This is a genomic window from Donghicola mangrovi, assembly GCF_013377535.1.
GTDB lineage: Bacteria > Pseudomonadota > Alphaproteobacteria > Rhodobacterales > Rhodobacteraceae > Donghicola > Donghicola mangrovi.
The window spans coordinates 534,609-555,063 of record NZ_JABCJE010000001.1 but is presented as its reverse complement, the minus strand read 5'-3'; the positions used below and the strand labels follow the sequence as shown (position 1 = coordinate 555,063).

At 60.8% G+C, this 20,455-nt stretch carries 20 protein-coding genes; 14 read left to right on the top strand and 6 right to left on the bottom strand.

All coding sequences use genetic code 11. The features are described from left to right. The first annotated feature begins 127 nt into the window (after window positions 1-127). The 11 genes from ccoN to HJ536_RS02820 all read left to right on the top strand — a co-directional run bounded on the left by ccoN (window position 128) and on the right by HJ536_RS02820 (window position 11,867). Entirely contained in the window at window positions 128-1,732 is a 1,605-nt protein-coding gene (gene ccoN, locus HJ536_RS02870; RefSeq protein ID WP_177156582.1) for a cytochrome-c oxidase, cbb3-type subunit I, read from the top strand. 14 nt (window positions 1,733-1,746) lie between these two features. Beyond that, entirely contained in the window at window positions 1,747-2,472 is a 726-nt protein-coding gene (ccoO, locus tag HJ536_RS02865) for a cytochrome-c oxidase, cbb3-type subunit II (protein WP_176852529.1), read from the top strand. An 11-nt stretch (window positions 2,473-2,483) separates the two neighbouring features. Beyond that, window positions 2,484-2,672 carry a cbb3-type cytochrome c oxidase subunit 3 gene (locus tag HJ536_RS02860; protein ID WP_176852530.1) on the top strand — a complete coding sequence of 63 codons (189 nt, stop codon included), beginning with the start codon at window positions 2,484-2,486 and terminating at the stop codon, window positions 2,670-2,672. Beyond that, window positions 2,669-3,532, top strand: coding sequence for a cytochrome-c oxidase, cbb3-type subunit III (gene ccoP / locus HJ536_RS02855; RefSeq protein ID WP_176852531.1), 864 nt, complete (start codon window positions 2,669-2,671; stop codon window positions 3,530-3,532). Before HJ536_RS02860 ends, ccoP begins: the two co-directional genes overlap by 4 nt. Before the next feature lie 448 nt (window positions 3,533-3,980). Next, entirely contained in the window at window positions 3,981-4,856 is an 876-nt protein-coding gene (locus HJ536_RS02850) for a LysR family transcriptional regulator (RefSeq protein ID WP_338082401.1), read from the top strand. Between the two features lie 101 nt (window positions 4,857-4,957). Further along, window positions 4,958-6,391: a cytochrome c oxidase accessory protein CcoG gene (gene ccoG, locus HJ536_RS02845; protein WP_338082400.1), complete on the top strand. Its 1,434-nt coding sequence runs from the start codon at window positions 4,958-4,960 to the stop codon at window positions 6,389-6,391. Further along, window positions 6,391-6,864: a FixH family protein gene (locus HJ536_RS02840; RefSeq protein WP_176852534.1), complete on the top strand. Its 474-nt coding sequence runs from the start codon at window positions 6,391-6,393 to the stop codon at window positions 6,862-6,864. The genes ccoG and HJ536_RS02840 overlap by 1 nt, the downstream gene beginning before the upstream one ends. Before the next feature lie 5 nt (window positions 6,865-6,869). Beyond that, complete coding sequence (locus tag HJ536_RS02835) at window positions 6,870-9,062, top strand: heavy metal translocating P-type ATPase (RefSeq protein ID WP_177156579.1); 2,193 nt, start codon at window positions 6,870-6,872, stop codon at window positions 9,060-9,062. A 4-nt stretch (window positions 9,063-9,066) separates the two neighbouring features. Continuing rightward, window positions 9,067-9,225, top strand: a complete 159-nt coding sequence (gene ccoS / locus HJ536_RS02830) for a cbb3-type cytochrome oxidase assembly protein CcoS (RefSeq protein WP_176852536.1) — start codon at window positions 9,067-9,069, stop codon at window positions 9,223-9,225. Between the two features lie 166 nt (window positions 9,226-9,391). Beyond that, window positions 9,392-10,960 (top strand): class I SAM-dependent methyltransferase, encoded by a 1,569-nt coding sequence (locus HJ536_RS20820; protein ID WP_228028611.1) that lies wholly within the window; start codon window positions 9,392-9,394, stop codon window positions 10,958-10,960. Window positions 10,961-10,970: 10 nt separating this feature from the next. After that, window positions 10,971-11,867, top strand: coding sequence for a hypothetical protein (locus tag HJ536_RS02820; RefSeq protein WP_176852537.1), 897 nt, complete (start codon window positions 10,971-10,973; stop codon window positions 11,865-11,867). Here HJ536_RS02820 and HJ536_RS21190 read toward each other — a convergent pair. The 3 genes from HJ536_RS21190 to HJ536_RS02805 all read right to left on the bottom strand — a co-directional run bounded on the left by HJ536_RS21190 (window position 11,864) and on the right by HJ536_RS02805 (window position 16,614). Beyond that, window positions 11,864-14,107, bottom strand: coding sequence for a glycosyltransferase family 2 protein (locus HJ536_RS21190; protein ID WP_338082399.1), 2,244 nt, complete (start codon window positions 14,105-14,107; stop codon window positions 11,864-11,866). The two genes, HJ536_RS02820 and HJ536_RS21190, sit on opposite strands and share 4 nt — an antisense overlap. Window positions 14,108-14,226: 119 nt before the next feature. Beyond that, complete coding sequence (locus HJ536_RS02810) at window positions 14,227-15,705, bottom strand: D-alanyl-D-alanine carboxypeptidase family protein (RefSeq protein ID WP_420811074.1); 1,479 nt, start codon at window positions 15,703-15,705, stop codon at window positions 14,227-14,229. 207 nt (window positions 15,706-15,912) lie between these two features. Then, window positions 15,913-16,614, bottom strand: coding sequence for an HAD family hydrolase (locus HJ536_RS02805; RefSeq protein ID WP_177156578.1), 702 nt, complete (start codon window positions 16,612-16,614; stop codon window positions 15,913-15,915). Between the two features lie 108 nt (window positions 16,615-16,722). On the opposite strand from HJ536_RS02805, the gene clpS reads away from it, so the two are divergent. Genes clpS through HJ536_RS02790 form a run of 3 tightly spaced genes read left to right on the top strand, consistent with a single transcriptional unit; the run spans window position 16,723 to window position 18,881 of the window. Then, on the top strand, window positions 16,723-17,040 hold the full coding sequence (clpS, locus tag HJ536_RS02800; RefSeq protein ID WP_420811078.1) for an ATP-dependent Clp protease adapter ClpS: 318 nt from the start codon (window positions 16,723-16,725) through the stop codon (window positions 17,038-17,040). A 20-nt stretch (window positions 17,041-17,060) separates the two neighbouring features. Beyond that, a complete protein-coding gene (locus tag HJ536_RS02795) occupies window positions 17,061-18,041 on the top strand; it encodes a class I SAM-dependent methyltransferase (protein WP_177156577.1) in 981 nt (326 codons plus the stop codon). A gap of 30 nt (window positions 18,042-18,071) precedes the next feature. Further along, window positions 18,072-18,881, top strand: a complete 810-nt coding sequence (locus HJ536_RS02790; RefSeq protein WP_177156576.1) for an SDR family NAD(P)-dependent oxidoreductase — start codon at window positions 18,072-18,074, stop codon at window positions 18,879-18,881. Window positions 18,882-18,896: 15 nt separating this feature from the next. On the opposite strand, the gene HJ536_RS02785 is transcribed toward HJ536_RS02790, so the two are convergent. From HJ536_RS02785 to HJ536_RS02775, 3 genes are all read right to left on the bottom strand, one after another. Then, entirely contained in the window at window positions 18,897-19,265 is a 369-nt protein-coding gene (locus tag HJ536_RS02785; protein ID WP_177156575.1) for a hypothetical protein, read from the bottom strand. Between the two features lie 78 nt (window positions 19,266-19,343). Continuing rightward, a complete protein-coding gene (locus HJ536_RS02780) occupies window positions 19,344-19,577 on the bottom strand; it encodes a DUF2798 domain-containing protein (RefSeq protein WP_176852543.1) in 234 nt (77 codons plus the stop codon). Window positions 19,578-19,766: 189 nt separating this feature from the next. Beyond that, window positions 19,767-20,417 (bottom strand): DUF3047 domain-containing protein, encoded by a 651-nt coding sequence (locus tag HJ536_RS02775; RefSeq protein WP_177156574.1) that lies wholly within the window; start codon window positions 20,415-20,417, stop codon window positions 19,767-19,769. Window positions 20,418-20,455 lie beyond the last annotated feature (38 nt).

The following is a 20,455-nucleotide window of genomic DNA, read 5'->3' as shown; positions in this document are numbered from 1 at the left end:
GACCTGCGACCGGCGGTCTTGACTCAGATCAAGGAATTGTGAGGCCCGGACACGCCATATGGGCCCAGTCAATGGAACCCGTGTGTCCGGAGTGATCCGGATTCGAGGGAAGACGAAGGGACGTGGTATGATAAATTATCTCAAGCTAGCCGTGCTGGGGGTCGTGACGCTGTTCGCAGCAATCGCCGCCAACTACGCACGCGATCTGGCCTACATGGTACACGCCATCATCATTATGATCGTGGCCGGTGGCCTGTTTCTCTGGACCCTGCGCAACACTGATGAACCTGGTAAAAAACTTGTCGTTGAAACCGGGTACATGGACGAAGTTGTTCGCTATGGCGTAATCGCCACCGCCTTCTGGGGCGTTGTCGGTTTCCTCGCAGGGACCTTTATTGCATTTCAGCTGGCCTTCCCGGCCCTGAACTTTGATTGGGCAGAAGGCTACGCCAACTTTGGCCGTCTTCGTCCGCTGCACACCAGTGCGGTGATTTTTGCATTCGGCGGCAACGCGCTGATCGCAACATCGTTCTACATCGTACAGCGCACCTCGGCGACCCGACTGTTCGGCGGCAACGCGGCATGGTTCGTGTTCTGGGGCTATAACCTGTTCATCATTCTGGCCGCGACCGGCTACCTGCTGGGCGCAACCCAGTCCAAGGAATACGCTGAGCCCGAATGGTACGTGGACTGGTGGCTGACCATCGTCTGGGTCGTTTACCTGATTGTCTTCCTTGGCACGATCTTCAAACGCAAAGAAAAGCACATCTACGTTGCGAACTGGTTCTTCCTGAGCTTCATCGTCACCGTTGCGATGCTGCACGTGGTGAACAACCTGTCGATCCCGGTCAGCATCTGGGGCTCGAAGTCGGTTCAGCTTTTCTCGGGTGTTCAGGACGCGATGACCCAGTGGTGGTACGGCCACAACGCTGTGGGCTTCTTCCTGACCGCGGGCTTCCTGGGCATGATGTACTACTTCATCCCCAAGCAAGCAGAACGTCCCGTCTACAGCTACAAACTGTCGATCATCCACTTCTGGGCGCTGATCTTCCTGTACATCTGGGCCGGTCCGCACCACCTGCACTACACCGCGCTGCCTGACTGGGCCTCGACCCTGGGCATGGTGTTCTCGATCATCCTGTGGATGCCTTCGTGGGGTGGTATGATCAACGGTCTGATGACCCTGTCGGGTGCTTGGGACAAACTGCGCACCGACCCCGTGATCCGTATGATGGTGATCTCGGTTGGTTTCTACGGCATGTCGACCTTCGAAGGCCCGATGATGTCGATCCGCGCCGTGAACTCGCTGTCGCACTACACTGACTGGACCATCGGTCACGTTCACTCCGGCGCTCTGGGCTGGAACGGCATGATCACCTTTGGTGCGCTGTACTTCCTGGTGCCCAAGCTGTGGAACAAAGAACGCCTGTACAGCCTGACCCTGGTCAGCTGGCACTTCTGGCTCGCCACCATCGGCATCATTCTGTACGCGGCATCCATGTGGGTGACCGGCATCATGGAAGGCCTGATGTGGCGCGAAGTTGATGCGAACGGTTTCCTCGTGAACAGCTTTGCCGACACCGTTGGCGCGAAGTTCCCGATGTACGTCGCCCGTGGCCTTGGTGGTGTGATGTTCCTGACCGGTGCAATCATCATGTGCTACAACCTCTGGATGACCGTGGCGAAAGCGCCGGCGAAAGCCGAAGCAACCGCTGCTGTCCCCGCTGAATAAGGAGGACCCGGACTATGGGAATTCTCGACAAGCACAAAATCCTCGAGACCAACGCATCTCTGCTGTTCGTGTTCGCCTTCTTGGTCGTCACCATCGGTGGTATCGTGGAAATCGCGCCTCTGTTCTGGCTTGAAAACACCATCGAAGAAGTAGAGGGCGTCCGCCCCTACTCTCCGCTGGAGCTACAGGGCCGCGAAGTCTACATCCGCGAGGGCTGCTACGTCTGTCACAGCCAGATGATCCGCCCGATGCGCGACGAGGTCGAGCGTTACGGTCACTACTCGCTGGCGGCGGAGTCGATGTACGACCACCCGTTCCAGTGGGGCTCCAAGCGTACCGGACCCGATCTGGCGCGCGTGGGTGGCCGTTACTCGGACGAGTGGCACGTGGATCACCTGAGCAACCCGCAATCGGTTGTTCCTGAATCGGTCATGCCGAAATACGCATTCCTCAAGAAAAAGCTGATCGAGCCGAGCCACATCAAAGACCTGATGGAAACTCACCAGCTCGTTGGTGTGCCCTACACCGAGGAAATGATCGAAAACGCCGAAGCCGACTTTACCGTGCAGATCGACCCTTGGGGCGACACTGACGGTCTGCTCGAACGTTACCCTGGTGCCCAGGTTCGTAACTTCGACGCGCAGCCCGGTATTTCGGAAATGGACGCTCTGGTTGCCTACCTGCAAATGCTGGGGACTCTGGTCGACTTCTCGACCTTTACCCCGGACGCCAGCCGCTAAGAGGTGATGTGATGGATATGTATACCATTACCCGCATCTTCGCAGACAGCTGGATGCTTGCATTCCTCTTCGGGTTCTTCGTCGCGGCTATTCTGTGGGTGTTCCGTCCCGGTTCATCCAAGGAATACCGCAACACGGCGGAAAGCATTTTCCGCCACGAAGATCGCCCGGCAACTGACCACGAGGAGGCTCGGACATGAGCAAGAAACCTGAAAAGAAAGAGGTCGAAACGACCGGTCACAGCTGGGACGGTATCGAAGAGTTCAACAACCCTCTTCCCCGCTGGTGGCTGTGGACCTTCTACGCCTGTATCTTCTGGGGCGTTCTGTACACCATCGCCTATCCGGCATGGCCTCTGCTGAGCGGTGCAACCCCCGGTGTGCTGGGCTTCTCGACCCGTCAGAACGTCGCCGCCGAGATCGCCGCCGTCGAAGAAGCAAACGCTTCGATCAACGAACAGCTGGCCTCTGCTGACCTGACCCAGATCAGCGCCAACCCCGAACTGCAGAGCTATGCCAGCAACGCTGGTGCGGCTGTGTTCCGGACCTGGTGTGCCCAGTGTCACGGCTCGGGGGCTTCGGGTGCCAAAGGCTATCCGAACCTGCTGGACGACGATTGGCTGTGGGGTGGTTCCATCGAGGACATCCACACCACCATCACCCACGGTATCCGCAACGAGACCGACGCTGATGCCCGCTTCAGCCAGATGCCGGCATTCGGCACCGACGAACTGCTGGAAAAAGAGCAGATCCGTCAGGTGGTGAACTACGTCATGTCCCTGAGCGGCGAGCCGAACGATCCCGCGCTGGTTGAAGAAGGCTCGGTCGTCTTTGCGGACAACTGCGCAACCTGCCACGGCGAAACCGGCACCGGTGACCGCACCCAGGGTGCACCCAACCTGACCGACGCGATCTGGCTCTATGGCGGCGACTACGACACCCTGATCACCACCGTGACCAAGGCTCGTTATGGCGTCATGCCCAACTGGAACGCCCGTCTGTCGGACGCCGAAATCGCGGCAGTTGCCACCTACGTACACGGTCTGGGTGGCGGTGAATAACCGCCCCTGACCACCCGAATACCCCGTTTATTTCCTGCGGGGTTTGCGTCGACGTTCCGTCCTGTTCGCGCGTTTCCTGGAACGTCGACGCACTTTTTCCAGACACGAAATTATGTCCTGTCTGCCAGCGCGACCTATTTCCCAAAACACAAATCGCCTTATCTGTAAGGGAAACCCGCCTTGTTTGCGGGCGAAACTGCGGAAAAATTACGGCAAATGTCTTAATTGGGGTCGCACTGTTCACCCTATACGTGTACAACTGTTAAGGGTGTTGAGGTGTTTCGTACGTTTTTGCAATTATTTGCACCCCAATTATATACGTTCGAGTAGGAAAAATGGAAATTTCCCCTGTTTTGCTGCTTGAGTAACTGTGTAATGGTCATATTAAACTTGTATGAGTGTGTTTTTTTCACGCTGCGTTTGTAAAATTGTTAGTCGAGATTAATATATGGATTGGCTTCGCATGCCTTCTCTGCCCGCACTCCGGGCATTTGCTGCCTTAGCGCAGTCGGGGAGTGTCTCTCGAGCAGGGGCACTTTTGAACGTTACGCACGCTGCAATCAGCCAGCAGATCCGGCAGCTCGAGGGGCATTTGGGGACGCCTCTCGTCGCACGTCAGGGTCGCGGGGTCATGCTGACTCCCGAAGGCACGCAGCTTGCTCAGGTCCTGCTACCGGCTCTCGAAACGATCTACCAAAAGGTCGAAGAGATGACCGACGGCGACGAGACCCGTCCCCTTCAGGTTGCAGCCGCTCCGCTGTTCACCATCAACTGGCTGATGCCGCGACTGGACACGTTCCGCCAGCAGCATCCCGAGATCGAGGTTCTGCTGAACCCCACCTCGGAGATCGTTGACCTGCGTCCCGCAGGCATCGACATGGCAGTGCGCTACGGCGCTGGTGTATGGCCCGCCCTCGAGGCACATCTGCTGCTGCCCTCCGATCTGGTCTTGGTTGGTGCACCAAGCCTGGTCGGCGATCGCCAAGTGTCCGGCCCCGCAGACCTGATGGACCAGAAATGGTTGCAGGAATCGGGTTCGAACGAAACCGGTGTCTGGCTGGATAGCCACGGTATCTCTGCGGCCAAAGGCCCCGCCGTGACCCATCTGCCCAGTGCTCAGCTCATGGACGCTCTGCTGGACGGCGAAGGGATCGCGCTGGTCAGTCGTGCTATGGTGCGCCGTGCTCTTGCGGACGGTAAGCTCAACGTATTGTTCGAAGATTCGAATGATGCACTGGGTTACTACATTGTCACCCGTCCGGGTGTGCAGCGCAAAGCGCTGTCGACTTTCGCGCAGTGGCTCAAGGGCCAATTGTCGCAATAGCTATGGCACAGAGTCGGGTTTGACCTGTGTCAAAGCCCGACTGGCGCGCTCCTGCAAAAAGGGCAACAGCAAATGCCCTTTTTCCATACCGGAGCGATTCCGTGAGCACAGCCGATCATCAGCCCGAACAACTTTACGCTGCCCGAGAACCCATTTTTCCACGACGTGTCAGCGGCAAGTTCCGGAATCTGAAGTGGGTGATCATGGCGATCACTTTGGGCATCTACTACATCACACCTTGGCTGCGCTGGGATCGGGGTCCGAACCTGCCCGACCAAGCCGTTCTGGTGGATCTGGCGAACCGCCGTTTTTTCTTCTTTTTCATCGAGATATGGCCGCACGAGTTCTACTTCATCGCCGGTCTTCTGATCATGGCGGGCCTTGGCCTGTTCCTGTTCACCTCTGCGCTGGGGCGTGTGTGGTGCGGCTATACTTGCCCGCAGACCGTCTGGACCGACCTCTTTATCCTTGTTGAACGCTGGGTCGAAGGGGACCGGAACGCCCGCCTGCGCCTGCATCGCCAGAAGAAACTGGACATGCACAAGGCCCGTCTGCGCATCACCAAATGGGTGCTGTGGTTCCTGATCGGTTTGGCGACAGGCGGGGCTTGGGTGTTCTATTTCACCGATGCGCCGACCCTGCTGAATGATCTGGTGCACTTCCGCGCGCACCCTGTGGCCTATGTCACCATGGGTATTCTGACCATGACCACCTTTGTGTTCGGTGGTTTCATGCGCGAACAGATCTGCATCTACGCCTGCCCGTGGCCCCGTATTCAGGCGGCCATGATGGACGAAGACACCATCACCGTTGCTTACCGCGACTGGCGCGGCGAGCCCCGCGGCAAACTGCGCAAGACCGAGGACGAAGCACCCGCCGGTGACTGCATTGACTGTATGGCGTGTGTGAACGTCTGCCCCATGGGCATCGACATCCGCAACGGCCAGCAGATGGAATGTATCACTTGTGCACTTTGTATCGATGCCTGCGATGACATGATGGCCAAAATCGGCAAGCCGCGCGGCCTGATCGACTATATCGCTCTTTCTGACGAAACGCTGGAGCGTGCGGGCAACCAGCCCCGCCCGATCATGAAGCACGTCTTCCGTCCGCGCGTGATTCTCTACACCACCCTGTGGTCGCTGGTGGGTGTGGGCCTGATTGTTGCCCTGCTGACCCGTCAGGCCATCGACATGACCGTGGCCCCCGTTCGTAATCCCACCTTTGTGGTTCTGTCCGATGGCTCGATCCGCAACACCTATGACGTGCGTCTGCGCAATAAACATGGCGAAGATCGCGGGTTTGTCGTGACGGTTGCGCCTTCGGACGTGTTCGAGGTTAAACTCGAAGGCTACGACGGCAACGTGACCGATGTGCCCTCTGACAGCACCAAGCTGCAGCGTGTCTACGTCATCGCCGCGCCGGGCACCGACGCCGCCGAGGCCGAGCGGACTGACCTGTACATCACGGTCGAGGACCCCAAAGCCGCCGAGCAAGTCACCAAAGAAACCGTCTTTAACGGAAAGGAAAACTGATGGCGCACGCAGCGAAACAGGAGTTCCGCATCAAGGGCTGGCACGTGTTTGCCGGATTTGTGGCGGCCTTCAGTGTGATTATTACCGTGAATGTTCTGATGGCGTATAAAGCGATCCATACATTTCCGGGCCTCGAAACCGCCAACTCCTACGTCGCCAGCCAGACCTTTGACGCCGATCGCAAGGCGCAGTTGGCCCTTGGTTGGGACGTGACGGCGCGGGTGGAACGGGGCAATCTGATCCTGTCGATCCGTGATCCGCAGGGGAACCCCGTGAACCCCGCCATCGAAGAGGCGATCCTTGGCCGCGCCACCGAGGCCAAGGATGACCGCACCCCCGTCTTTGCCTTTACCGGCACCGACCTGTCCGCGCCCGTTGATCTGGCGCCGGGCAACTGGAACCTGCGCCTCAAGGCGCGGGCCGAGAACGGAACCCTGTTCCAGCAGCGCATCGTGCTGCACGTCAAAGGCTGACCCAAATGACAGCGGCAATACGAACCCAGTCTCCTTCTGCGTGCCCCGCTTGCGTGGCCGCCCCCTCGGCCGAGGCGATCGCCGCCCGCGCCGAAGCCCTGAAGGAGGCTCGCATTGCCCTGTCCTTGCCTACGATCCACTGCGCGGCCTGCATCAGCACGGTCGAGCAAGCCCTGAACGCCTATCCCGGTGTCAAAGAAGCCCGCGTGAACCTGACCCTGAAGCGCGCCAACATCGCGGCGGATGCTACCGTTGATCCCGCCGATCTGGTCCGCCTGATGGAGGCCACCGGCTATGAGGCGCACGAGCTGGACGTGGCCACAATTCAGGCCACCGCCACCGACAAAGCGGGCCGCGAACTGCTGATGCGTTTGGCCGTTGCGGGCTTTGCTTCGATGAACGTGATGCTGCTCTCGGTATCCGTCTGGGCCGGCGCAGCGGACGCGACCCGCGACATGTTCCACTGGATTTCGGCGGCGATCACTCTGCCGGCCATCGCGTTCTCTGGTCAGCCGTTTTTCCGCAGCGCCTACAGCGCCCTGTCCGCGAAACGCCTGAACATGGACGTGCCGATCTCTTTGGCGATCCTGCTGGCCGTGGTCATGTCCGTCTGGGAAACCGCGCTGTCGGGCAGCCATGCCTATTTCGACGCGGCGCTGACCCTGACCTTCTTTCTGCTGGCGGGCCGTTATCTGGACCACCGCACCCGCGCCGTTGCCCGCTCCGCCGCCGAGGAACTGGCCGCGCTGGAGGTTCCCCGCGCCATCCGTCTTGAGGACGGACAGGAAATCACCGTTCCCGCCGCCGAGCTGCGCATCGGGGATCTGATCCTTGTCCGCCCCGGATCGCGCTGCCCCGTGGATGGCGAAGTCATCGCAGGCGCGTCCGAACTGGACCGCTCCCTGCTGACCGGCGAGACCGTTCCAGTTGCCGCCGCCGTTGGCACCCTGATCAGCGCGGGCGAGGTCAACCTGACCGGCCCCCTGACCGTCCGCGCCAATGCCGTGGGCCAAGACACTTCCTTGCACCGCATGGCCGATCTGGTGGCGATCGCTGAATCGGGCCGTTCGCGCTATACCTCGCTGGCGGATCGTGCGGCGAAACTCTATGCGCCCGGTGTCCACGCCCTGTCGGCGCTCAGCTTTCTGGGCTGGCTGATCTATAGCCACGATGTCCGCATGTCCCTGAACATCGCGGCGGCGGTTCTGATCATCACTTGCCCCTGTGCGCTGGGTCTGGCTGTGCCCGCCGTGACCACCGCCGCATCGGGCCGCCTGTTCCGCAAGGGGATGCTGATCAAGCATGAAACCGCGCTGGAACGTCTGGCCAATGTGGACACCGTCGTGTTCGACAAAACCGGCACGTTGACCGAGGGCACCCCCGTTCTGTCCAACCTAGGCGACCATTCCCGCAGCGATCTGGAGGTTGCCTTGGCGCTCGCCGAAGGCTCGGATCACCCCCTGTCCCGCGCCATCACCACCGCCGCCCGCGCCGCCGGAGTAAAGCCCGCGACCGTCACCGAGATCACCGAAATCCCCGGTCACGGCACCCAAGGGATCTGGCGCGGCCAGACCGTCCGCCTCGGTCGCGGCGATTGGCTGGGGGCCCCCGCGGTCGAGATCACCTCGGCTTGGCTGGCGATTGGCGATGCGGCCCCTGTGCAGTTCGGCTTTGTCGATGATCTGCGCGCCGGTGCGGCAGACACCATCGCGGCGCTGAAGGCTGCCGGTAAGCGCGTGATCCTTCTGTCTGGTGACAGCGCCGCCCCCGTGGCCGATCTGGCCGCCCGCCTTGGCATCCGCGAATATCAGGCCAACTGCCTGCCCGAGACCAAGCTTCACTACATCGAATCCCTGTCCGAAGGCGGCGCACATGTGCTGATGGTCGGCGATGGCCTGAACGACACCGCCGCGCTGGCCGCTGCCGATGTCTCGATTTCCCCCGCCACCGCGCTGGATGCGGCCCGCGTGGCCTCGGACATCGTGCTGTTGGGCCGCGATCTGACACCGGTTGCTGAATCCTTGGTCACTGCCCGAAAAGCGACCCGCCGCATCCGCGAGAATTTCCAGATCGCCACCGGCTACAACCTTGTTGCGATCCCCTTGGCGATTGCCGGGCTGACCACGCCCCTGATCGCCGCGCTGGCCATGTCCAGCAGTTCGATTATCGTTTCGCTGAACGCGCTGCGTCTGAGGTAACACCATGCAGGTTCTGACTTTTCTGATCCCGATTTCGCTTCTGCTCGGGGGGCTTGGCCTCGTGGGATTCGTCTATACTTTGCGCTCCAGCCAGTACGATGACCCCGATGGCGACAGCCAGCGCATCCTCAGCAGCGACTGGGACGACAAGCCCAAGCCGTAAGCCATCAAAACATGCATGAGGTCCCGTTTGTTTCCGCAAACGACACAAAAGGGACCCAAATTTTTCAAACGATTAGCCCAAGTAGTACTGGAAAAAACCCGCATTTCGCCAGTAACCTGCATCTGACCGCGCCGCAGGGCGGCGAAGCTGCAAACACGGGTTTCTGATGGCTAAACAAAAGTACACGATCGCTGCTCTCTGGATGGAAGGACCGCTTAGCTATCTTGAGCAGCTGTGCCTGAAATCCTTTGTGGATGCGGGCCATGAGACCGTTCTGTACCACTACGGCCCCCTTCAGAACGTCCCCGACGGAATCGAACTGGCCGACGCCAACGAGGTTCTGCCCCAGACCAACTTCCTTCAGCACGAGCGTACCGGCAGCCCCGCGCTGCATTCGGACCTGTTCCGCTACAAGATGCTGAAAAAGATGCGCAATACCATCTGGGCCGACACGGATGCCTATTGCATGAAGCCGTTCGAAACCCCGAACGGGCACTTCTATGGCTGGGAATCCAAGCACCACATCAACGGCGGTGTTCTGGGCCTGCCCCATGACAGCGACACCCTGAATGCCCTGCTGGAGTTCACCAGCGACGAATTCGCCATCCCCTCCTACTACGGGCCGGAATACGAGGCCGAGCTGATCGCCAAGCGCGACGCGGGCGAGCCTGTGCATTCCAGCGAACAGCCTTGGGGCGTCTGGGGCCCGCACGCGGTGACCCATTTCCTGCACGTCACCGGCGAGGCGCGCTTTGCCCTCCCGCAAGAGGGGCTCTATCCCTTTACCTTCAAAGACCGCCGCTTCATGCTGAAGCGCAACTTTGACACCTCGCCCTACATCACTGAAAACACCTACTCGGTGCACCTCTATGGGCGCCGGATGCGGGCGCGTCTGGCCGATGATGGCGGCTACCCCCATCCCAAAAGCCTGATCGGCCAGCTGCTGAAAAAGCACGACATCGACCCGACCAAGGCCCCGATCATCCGCAAGGCCAAGCCCACCAGCGACGGCGAAGTCGCCCCGCTGATCCCCGTTCGCGCGGCAGATCGTGCGGGCCGCGGCAACGTGAACCTGACCGATCTGGCGGACAAATACGGCTCGGACAAGGGTGGCAACAAATACCGTCACACCGAATTCTACCAGATGTTCATGCTGCCCTATCGGGACAAGCCGGTGAACCTCTTGGAACTGGGTCTGCAAAACGGCGGCCCCGAGAAGGGCGGCGAAGTGGACCGTCAGACCGACGATCTGCCGTCGGTCAAAATGTGGCTGGAATACTTCCCCGAAGGTCACGTGACTGGCATCGATATCTCGGACTTCAGCTGGTTCAAGGACAACCGCTTCAGCTTCATGCAGTGTGATCTGGACGACCCCGATGAACTGGCCGAAGTGGCCGAGGATCTGGGGACCTTCGACTTTATCATCGACGATGCCAGCCATGCGTCCAAACACCAGCAGACCAGCTTTATCGAGCTGTTCCCAAAGCTGAAATCCGGCGGCCTCTATGTGATCGAGGGTCTGCGCGACCAGCCTGCGAAATGGGAATCCGACGAATGGCCCAAGACCGCCGACCTGTTCGAGGGCTATAACAAGAACGGCATTTTCCGCCACAACGACCCCGATATCGAAAAGGCGCTGAACGATCTGCGCGTGGATATGTCGGGCGCGGTGATGATGCCGGCCTTCTATATGAAGGCCAAGCGCAACAACCTGCTGATCGTCCAGAAACGCTAGGGGCCGGACGATGGCCAGCTACGACTTTTCCCTGATGCAACGCCTCGCCGCCGAAGGGCGGGGCGAATTCCACGAGACCCCGAACCACGTGGTCGTGCACATCCCGGGGCAAGAGCGTCTGGTCGTCGGCTTCGACAACATGTCCTGGAACCGCGAAGAGGGCGATCGCAAGCCGTGGGCCTTTGACATGGTGCACAAGCGCGGTTGGGGCATGGTCGGCGTCATGTGCAAACGCACCGATTGGTTCCGCGACCCCGCGCTGTTCGCCATTCTGAACGGGATGCGCGATTGCGGCGTCTTTGCCAGCTATCCGCAGGTCAGCATGTATGGGTCCAGCATGGGGGCCTACGGGGCTTGCGCCTTTGCCAGTCTAGCGCCGGGGTGCACCGTGGTGGCCTTCAGCCCTCAATCCACCCTGTCCAAGGAACTGGCCCCCTTCGAAAACCGCTATGACCGCGCGATGCGTCACGCCGATTGGACCACCGGCCCCTATCTGGACGCCGCCGAAGGGTTGGCGGCTGCAGGCAAGGCATATCTGGTCTACGACCCGCTGGTCCCCGAGGATAAGGCCCACATCGATCGCCTGACCCTGCCGAATTGCCATGTCCTGGGCTTTCACCACCTGACCCACAAAGTCCCGCCGACCCTGAAGCGGATGGAAATCCTGAAACCCGTCGCGACCGAGATGGTCGAAGGCACCATGACCCCCAAGCGGTTCTACGAGCTGCTCCGTCACCGCCGGAACGCGATTCCCTACACCATCCGCCTGATCGAGCACGCGGTCGAACGGGGCCACATGAAGCTGGCCCTGTCCGGCGTCGCCCACGCCCGCAGCGTCAAGGATAACTGGAAATTACGCCGCCTGCAGAAGCACTTGCTGGAACAGGCGGCGGGGCAGGGGCTCTAGAACTCCTGCTCTCCTTCGGCCTCTTCAACCGTAAAGAAGAAGTCCGCAGGCTGGTCCGTAAACACCACATCATCGGGAATGCAGTCGGGGCCGGCGTGGAACACCGCTGACCCGAAATGCAGGTGCATCCGGCTCAGGCGCTGCATCCGCTCGCCCGTAATGTCGCCATAGAACTTCTTGTAGTTCTCGGTCGCCATCAGGCGGTCGATATGGGCGCGATGCTCGGCGATGCAATGCTCGTGGGCGGCGCGAATCTCGGGGTCTTCCAGCAGGCGGGCCATCTCGGCCTCGACCAAGGGCAGCATCCGCATGATCCCGCGGTTTTCCTCGAGGTTGTTGTTCATCCGGAACCAGTAGGCCAGACCCTGATCGCGGTCCACGTGGTTCACCCGCCCGCGGTCACGCTTGACCAAGAAGCTTTCGGCGGACCGAACTGCATAGTGGTTCAGCGACACCATGTTATAGCCCACCGTATCGGTCGTGGAGCGCCACGCCGTCCGGTACTCTTTCTCGGGCATCGGCTGGCCAGAGCCGTTGACCCAGTTGATCTGGTCCACCAGCTGCGGCTTCAGCCCTTTGGGCCGGTGCACGCCGAATTTCTTGAACAGGCCGATGTTGCGGAACAGCGTTTTGAAGCCCCACGCTTGGTGCGGCTTGCGCGACATCTCGGGCGCGCAGCGGTCGAACTGGCCGATGATCGGGCGCGGGTCGAATTCATGCACATCCGCATTGCCATAGAGCCGCCACGTCAGGCTGATCATGTTCGCATCAGGCACCGCATCGAACAGAGCCTTCAGCGTGCCGTCGCCCACATGGATATTGATGTATTCGTCCACGTCCATGCAGATGCACCACGCGGCGTTCTGCATGATCGGCTCTTTCTCGGCGGCGGCCAAGGCGGCGTGCTGTGGCTTCAGATCCATCTCGCGGAAGGGGTTCTCGCGGTGCTCCACGATCCCCTTGCACTGGAGTAAATCAAAGAAAGTATCCGTCCCGTCCGTACAATCGTTTGTAAAGACGAGGAATTTCTCGACCCCGATCACACGGTGATAGGCCAGCCACTCCAGAATGAACGGCCCTTCGTTCTTCATCGTCGTGACGATGGCCACGTCGTTACGGCGCTGGGTATCCTTGCGGGTTTTGGCATCGGGCAGGCGGCGCGGCTTGTGACCCGCAGCCTCGGCGATCGACAGGAGCAGATCGCTTTCCACCAGACTGGACTTGGGCACCAAGCGCGACACCTGTTGGCCGCCCTCAGTCTCCTCGCCATAGCGCAGGGCCATGCAGCGGTAGAATCGGGTGATCTCGGGCAGGGCCTTGACCCCGACCACGCGGCGCCAGCGCCAGACGGTCTGATCGCCCGCCACAGGGGCATAGCACCAGCGGCCATGACCCGCGCCCTCGTCAAAGCGCACACAGATATGGTCGGCGAATTCAGGCATCGCATTGGGCCGGATGGCCCAAGGATAGGCGCGGTGCCCCACCAGCTGCACATACTTGCCGGGGGCGGCTTCGGCCGTTTCGAACACCGTCTTATGCCCCGCCGCAGGCGCAGGCAGCAGGTCCAAGGGGTCCAGCGTCAGCACCGACCGCGCCTGAGCCAGATACATGTCCCGCGCCATTTCATAGAACGCGCCGAACAGGATCGGAGAATGCCAAGGGTCAGCCTCGGGGTGCTCCATCCGGTCCTTGCCGGGGGCGTCGGGGGCGTTCATCGGGTGCGCTTCGTGGCCCAGTTCGGGGTGGCCCAAGGGCACATCCGCCGACAGCATCACCACCGTGACGCCCTTTAGCACCTTCGATCCCCGCAGCGCGGTTTCGATCGCATTCGCATCCGCCTCGGCCTTGCCGGGCATCGCGCGGTCCAGAATCAGCGCGGCCTCCAGCCCGTGATGGGTGACCAGCCCCTCCAGCCAGTCGCGGATCACGCTGGCCCGTTCGTCATTCCGGATCGCCAAAGCCACACGCTTGCCTGCGAACAGCTCGGGCTCGGGGTCATTCATCTGCAATCCGTCCGAGGCCTCGGGCGCATAGCGGATGATCATGTTGTCCCCAAACCCCCCGATCTGCACGTCGCCCTTCAGCAGGGACTTGGGATCGCGCCCCGCCAGCAGCATCGGCTGCAGATACGCCTTGATCAGGCCATTCTCGGGCAGGCAACACATTGCGCGGGGGGCGTCTTCGGTCGCAACTCTCTCGGGCAGGGATCGAGTGCGGATAAATCGGCGTTCGAATTGCACCGGCATCTCCGTTCAGGCTTCAAACAATTTCACACAACAAAACAATAGGCGCCAGACAAAAAGTCTGGTGCCAGAACGGCTTCAGTGTTTGCGCATACCCCGGAAAAAGGAAAGGGCCCTTAAGAGGGCCCCACCATGAAACAGTTCATATTGCGCGCCTGAAGGCGCCTACAGGCCAGATCCGCGGTGTCCCGCGTCAGCCCCATGAAGTTCGCGTCATACCCGGTAGAGCGGACCACAACCATGCGATCGGCGCCCTGCAGCGTCTCGATCTCCTTGAGTGCGGTCGTGACCAGCGCGCGTTCGGCCAGGTGGCGGTTGCCATAGCGTCCCACATTGATACCCCATTCGCGGGGATCGTTGGAATTGCGCGACACAACCCGTGGTGCCGCCGGTTTGACCGGAGCGACCGCCGCAAGGCTTGCGGCCACCGCAGGCCCCGCATCCACCGCAACCGGCAAAGAGCGCGCCTTGGGGGCCAGCGTTCCGGGGGCCGGTTCCTCGGCATCTCCTTCGGCCAACTCGTCGTTTGCGGCCAGCGCCAGGGCGGCGGCGATGTCGTTTTGCAGGCCAGCCATCTGCACCGGATCGGCGGGCAGGGGACGGGGCTGCGGACGCAGGCTGTTCTTCATCGCAATGATGCGCTTGGGGGCAGGGGCGGGCACAGCCGCAGGCTCGGCAGCGGCCACGGCGCGGCCCGCGCTAATGCCAGCGTTGCCCTGATAGGCGGGACGCGAGGTGCGGGTCACAGCAACGCGGGCAGGGGCCTTTTTGAAGCCCATATCCATCAGTTCGGCCACGCGCTTGTTGCGCGCTGCGGTCGAGGTGCCACCGAACACGGTCACCAGAATGCGTTCCTGACCGCGCACAGCCGATGCCGTCAGGTTAAAGCCCGCGGCAACGGTGTAGCCGGTCTTGATCCCGTCCGCGCCGGGGTAATCGTTCAGGAAGCGGCGGTTGGTATGGTACAGCGTCTTGCCGCCCGCATCGACCGTGGTGCGCGAGAACAGCGAATAATACGCAGGGTAATCGAACAGCAGGTGACGGCCCAGAATGGTCATATCACGGGCCGAGCTCAGGTGCCCCGCCGTGGTCAGGCCGTGCGCGTTCTTGAAGGTCGAGTTCCGCATCCCCAGCGCCTTGGCGGTGCGGTTCATACGGGCCGCAAAGGCCGCTTCGGAGCCGCCAATCGCCTCGCCGATCGCGGTGGCGGCGTCGTTGGCCGACTTCACCGCAGCGGCGCGGATCAGATAGCGCAGACGGACCTTCTGGCCCGCCTTCATTCCCAATTTCGAAGGGGGTTCTTTCGCAGCGTTGGCCGAGATGGTGACCAGATCGTCAATGCCGATCTCGCCATGCTCGATCGCCTCGAAGGCGATGTATAGCGTCATCATCTTGGTCAGCGATGCGGGGTGCAGACGTGCGTCCGCGTTTTCCTGGTGGATCACCTCACCTGTACGGGCATCCATCACGAGCGCCGCATAGGGCGCCGCCATTGCCGTAAGTGGAAGGACCACCATCAACCATGCAAGTGCAACAACCGCGAGCCCATAGCGGGCCCATTGCACATGTGTGGGTGCCTTAACTGCTCTAGCCATGTTCTGCCTCAAACCGCCGGATTTTCCGATCAGTCATTTTGTTTTATTGGGGAAAGGCTAACACAGCGTAAGCGTGTGATAAAGTCTGACTCTCTAAATTGTGGCGTCGAATTGTTCGTTGTTCGGCATCCTTTTGCCCACAAGATATAGTCCCTGTGGATAAGTTTTGCCCCCTTGGGTGTGTATCAAACGGCGATTCTGGTGGAATCAGGCCAGAGATTCCAGCAGCGCCGGAAGCTCAACAAGTGATGGAATCTCACGGAATTTCGCGGATTCTTTAGGCGCATCGGCGTGTTCCAAAGCCCAAGTAATCTCGGACGGTACATAGACACCCCATGCCCCTGCCTCGATGGCGGGAATCACATCGGACTTCATCGAGTTTCCGATCATCATCGCGCCCTCTGAACCGTTAGACCATTTTACAAATAGCCTGCGGTAAATGTCCGGCGTTTTGTCACTGACGATTTCGACACCGTCGAACAGCTCGCCCAAACCGGATTGCGCCAGCTTGCGTTCTTGGTCCAACAGATCGCCCTTGGTTACCACGATCAGCTTGTACTGACCGGCCATTTGCGCAACCACATCACCCGCGCCGGGCATCAGTTCGATCGGATAGGTTAGCAACTCTTGCCCGCAGGCGATCAGCTCTTTGATCACCGACGCAGGGACGCGCTCGTCGGTGACTTCGATCGCGGTCTCGATCATCGACAACACGAACCCCTTCACGCCGAATCCGTAGTGACCGACGTTTTTCTTTTCGGACGCCAGTAGACGTTCGGCCAGATGGTCCTGTTCGGCGTAATCCTTTAGCAGTTCGGCGAACCGTTCCTCGCTCATGCGGAAGTGTCGTTCGTTGTGCCAAAGGGTATCGTCGGCGTCAAAAGCAAGGGTGGTAACCGGATGTGCCATATTCAAATCGACCTTTGGGGCTTTAATATCTTTCACTACCAGCTATATAAGGCGGTCAGAGGCCACGGAAGGGATGATATCATCTCCATGACCCAGTTCCCTTGGACGATGTCAGAAGATAATCAAAATGAAGGCGACGGAGCCGTCATCCTTCAAACCCGTCGCAAGACGCAGAGACCGCCGATGTACAAGGTTCTTCTGCTGAATGACGACTACACGCCGATGGAGTTCGTGGTCCACGTTCTCGAGCGGTTCTTTGGCATGAACCATTCCCAGGCTTTCGAAATTATGCTGACCGTGCACAAAAAGGGTGTCGCCGTCGTGGGCGTCTTCAGCCACGAGGTCGCCGAGACCAAGGTGGCGCAGGTGATGGACTTTGCCCGCCGCCACGAGCACCCCCTCCAGTGCACCATGGAAAAGGAGTAGGGCGCGACGCCCTGCCGCTTATGGAAAACATCAGACTCTCTCTGGCGCTCGAGGCAGGTCTTACCCTGCCGGCAGAAGGCGCTATTGCGGTATTCCGCCCCCGTGCCGACACGCCGCTTGATCCACTGCCCCGCACCCGCGTCGAGGCGATCCAGAGCTTTGCCCCCGATCACACCATGCTGGCCGCCCGCGGCTACACGGTGGTGACGCAGGAAACCGGCCCCTACGCGCTGTCGATCGTCTGTCTGCCCCGCGCCAAGGACGAGGCCCGCGACCTGATCGCCCGCGCCATGGCCGCGACCCCGAACGGGACTGTGGTGATCGACGGGACCAAAACCGACGGCATCGAATCCGTGCTCAAGGACATGCGCAAGCGCACCCCCGTCTCGGGCCCGATCTCCAAGGCCCATGGCAAGATCTTCTGGTGCGCCGCATCGGACGCCTTTGCCGACTGGCGCAAACTGCCGTCCAAGAACGCCGACGGTTACCTGACCGCCCCCGGTGTGTTCTCGGCTGACAAAATGGACCGCGCCTCCAAGCTGCTGGTCCAGACCCTGCCGCAGAAACTGGGCCGCCGCGTGGCGGACCTTGGGGCCGGTTGGGGCTATATCTCGGCGAACATTCTGGACCGTGACGGCCTCGAAAGCCTGCATCTGGTCGAGGCCGAGGCGAACGCCCTCGATTGCGCCCGCCAGACCATCAGCGATGACCGCGTGCGCTTCCACTGGGCCGACGTGACCCGCTGGCACCACCCCGAGATCATGGACGCCGTGGTCATGAACCCGCCGTTCCACACCAGCCGCGACGCTGATCCCACCATCGGACAGGCGTTTATCCGCGCAGCCCACGGGATGCTGTCCCAGACCGGCAAACTTTGGCTGGTCGCAAATCGGCACCTTCCCTATGAATCGACTCTGTCGGATTTCTTTAACGAGGTTTCGGAAATCGGCGGGGACGGTTCTTTCAAAGTGCTCGAGGCCGCGCGTCCGCGCCGCCGTTAATCCTGCCGTTCCAGCAAAGGGTTTCTAGCTATGGGTTTTTCGATCGCAGGCAAGACCGCCATTGTGACCGGCGCGGCCAACGGGATCGGTCTGTCAATCGGCCGTCACTTCGCCAACCAAGGGGCGAACGTCATGTTCGCTGACATGGACGAAACGCAGCTCAAGGCCGAGATCGGCGATCTGGCCAAGAAAGAGGAAAACGTCCGCTTCTTTGCCGGTGACCTGCGCGAGCGTCTGACACAGGCGAACCTCTTGTCCGCCACCATCGACGCCTTTGACCGCGTGGATATTCTGGTAAACGCCTCGCGTCAGGTCCTGACCTCGGACCCCCTCTGCGCCGAGGATGACGCGGTCGAGCAACTGCTCCAGCAGAACATGGTCACCAGCCTGCGTATGAGCCAGATGATCGCCAAGCGTTTCATCAAACAGGCCGAGGATGACACCGAGGAGGATAACTCTATCGGGACCATCATCAACCTGTCGTCCATTCTGGCAACCCGCACGCACCCTGATCTGATGGCCTTTTCGGTCGCAGCAGCGGCGGCGGACCAGATGACCCGCTCTTTGGCGGTGGCGCTGGCCAAGCACCGCATCCGTGTGAACGCCGTGGCCTTTGGCAGTGTCATGAGCTGCTCGCTCAAGGACACGCTGAAGGATCATCGCGACTACCGCGCGGACATCGAGGCGCACACCCCCATGGGCCGTATCGCCAGCCCGTCCGAAGTGGCCGAGGCCGTGCATTTCCTCGCCTCTGACGCGGCCAGCTTTATGACCGGTCAGATCGTGACTGTGGATGGCGGGCGCACCCTGCTGGACACCGTGGCGGCCCCCGCCCACTAAATCACGGCTCTTAAATTACTGCGCCGGGCACATCGCTTGTGCCCGCGCCGTCTGACTGGCCAGCGCATCGCGGCGCGACAGCAGTTGCTGCAACTTGCGCTGTTCGGTCGGGATATCCACGGCAACGGGACGTTCGCGGGTTTTCAGGCTCTGGTTGTTGCACAGCTGCATAGACACCACGCGCCCACCGCCCGCACAGAACCGCACGCTGTTATTCGCCACCAGCTCTTCCTCGACGCGGAAGCCGCGGTTCACCACCTGCTGCTGTTCCGCAATCAGGGCGTCCAGCATCCTTAGATCCTTGGCCGAATTGATGATGCACTTCTCGCGCGGGGTGGCGCAGGCGGCCAGAACCAGCAGCAGCGGCAGGGTGTAACGGATCATAACGGGCCTCCAAGGAACTCGGGTGTCTGTATAACCGTCCACACGCCTACCGCGCAAATCACACCGGCAAGAGGTCGCTCAGACCGCGTCTTCGACCCGCAGCACGATCCGCGCCATGGCAAAGCCGATCGGCCCCACAACCATGCTGGCCACAAAGGCGATCGGCCACGCGGTCAGGAAGTTCGGCCCCCATTGGGCAAACCACTGGGCGGTGAATCCCATGTGGATGACGCTCATGACGCCGGACATGAACAGCGCCATCATCCCCGAGATGAACAGTTGCGCGACGATGATAACTTTCTTGGTGTGCATTGCAGCCTCTTGCGGTCAAGAGGGGGAGCCGGAAACATAAACGAAAGGCATCCCCCAAAACAGTTTGGGTTGGATGCCGTGGGTTCGGGGCGCGCCCCGACTAAATCCTGCGGATGAGCAGTGACCGGGATAACCGAACCGGCCATACATTTTTCGGCCCCGCAGCTTTAGCCGCAGCGCAGCATTCTGTCAATTCGTGGGGCTGGTGTCAGGTCCGGTCAGAACCAAATCCGACAGGGTCGCGCGCACATGGGTCTTGGTGTCATCGCTGTCCGCCGAAATGGCCACCCCGACCAAGGCCCCCGCATCGCCGCCAAACGCCCGCGCATAATCGGCGCGCAGATCGACCGCCTCGTCAAACTTGCCCGTCCCCGCAGGGCGCACATGGAACGTGGCCCCCTGATTGTTCATATAGGGATTGGCGGTGATATGGCCCTTCTCGCGCTCGAGCCCGCCCCACGTGTACATCAGCACCCGCACGGCGGTCTGCTTCAGCATCCAGCGGATGTCCTGCTTTTCAGCCTCGGCCACCAGATCAACGGGCATGAAAACGAAATACAGCGACAGGTTCCGGTCATCGCCGCCCTTCACGGTCAGATCCGTCGGGGGGACCGATTCCGTCACCTCCCACGTCCAGTTGGCACGGATCGTGTCTCGGTCATACCCCGGCACCTTGCGCCACAGCAGCGAAACCGTCCCGTCCGAGGCCACATCCACCGCACTGCCCCGTTGCAGAAATTCGTTCGAGGCAAACAGAGAGAACCGCAATTCTTCCCAGCGGCCATCAAAAGGAACCGTCGCCCCCGAGAAGGTTGCGGCACAGCACAATACAGCAGACAAAAATGGACCAAAGAATCTGTTCATATTGCCAATATACG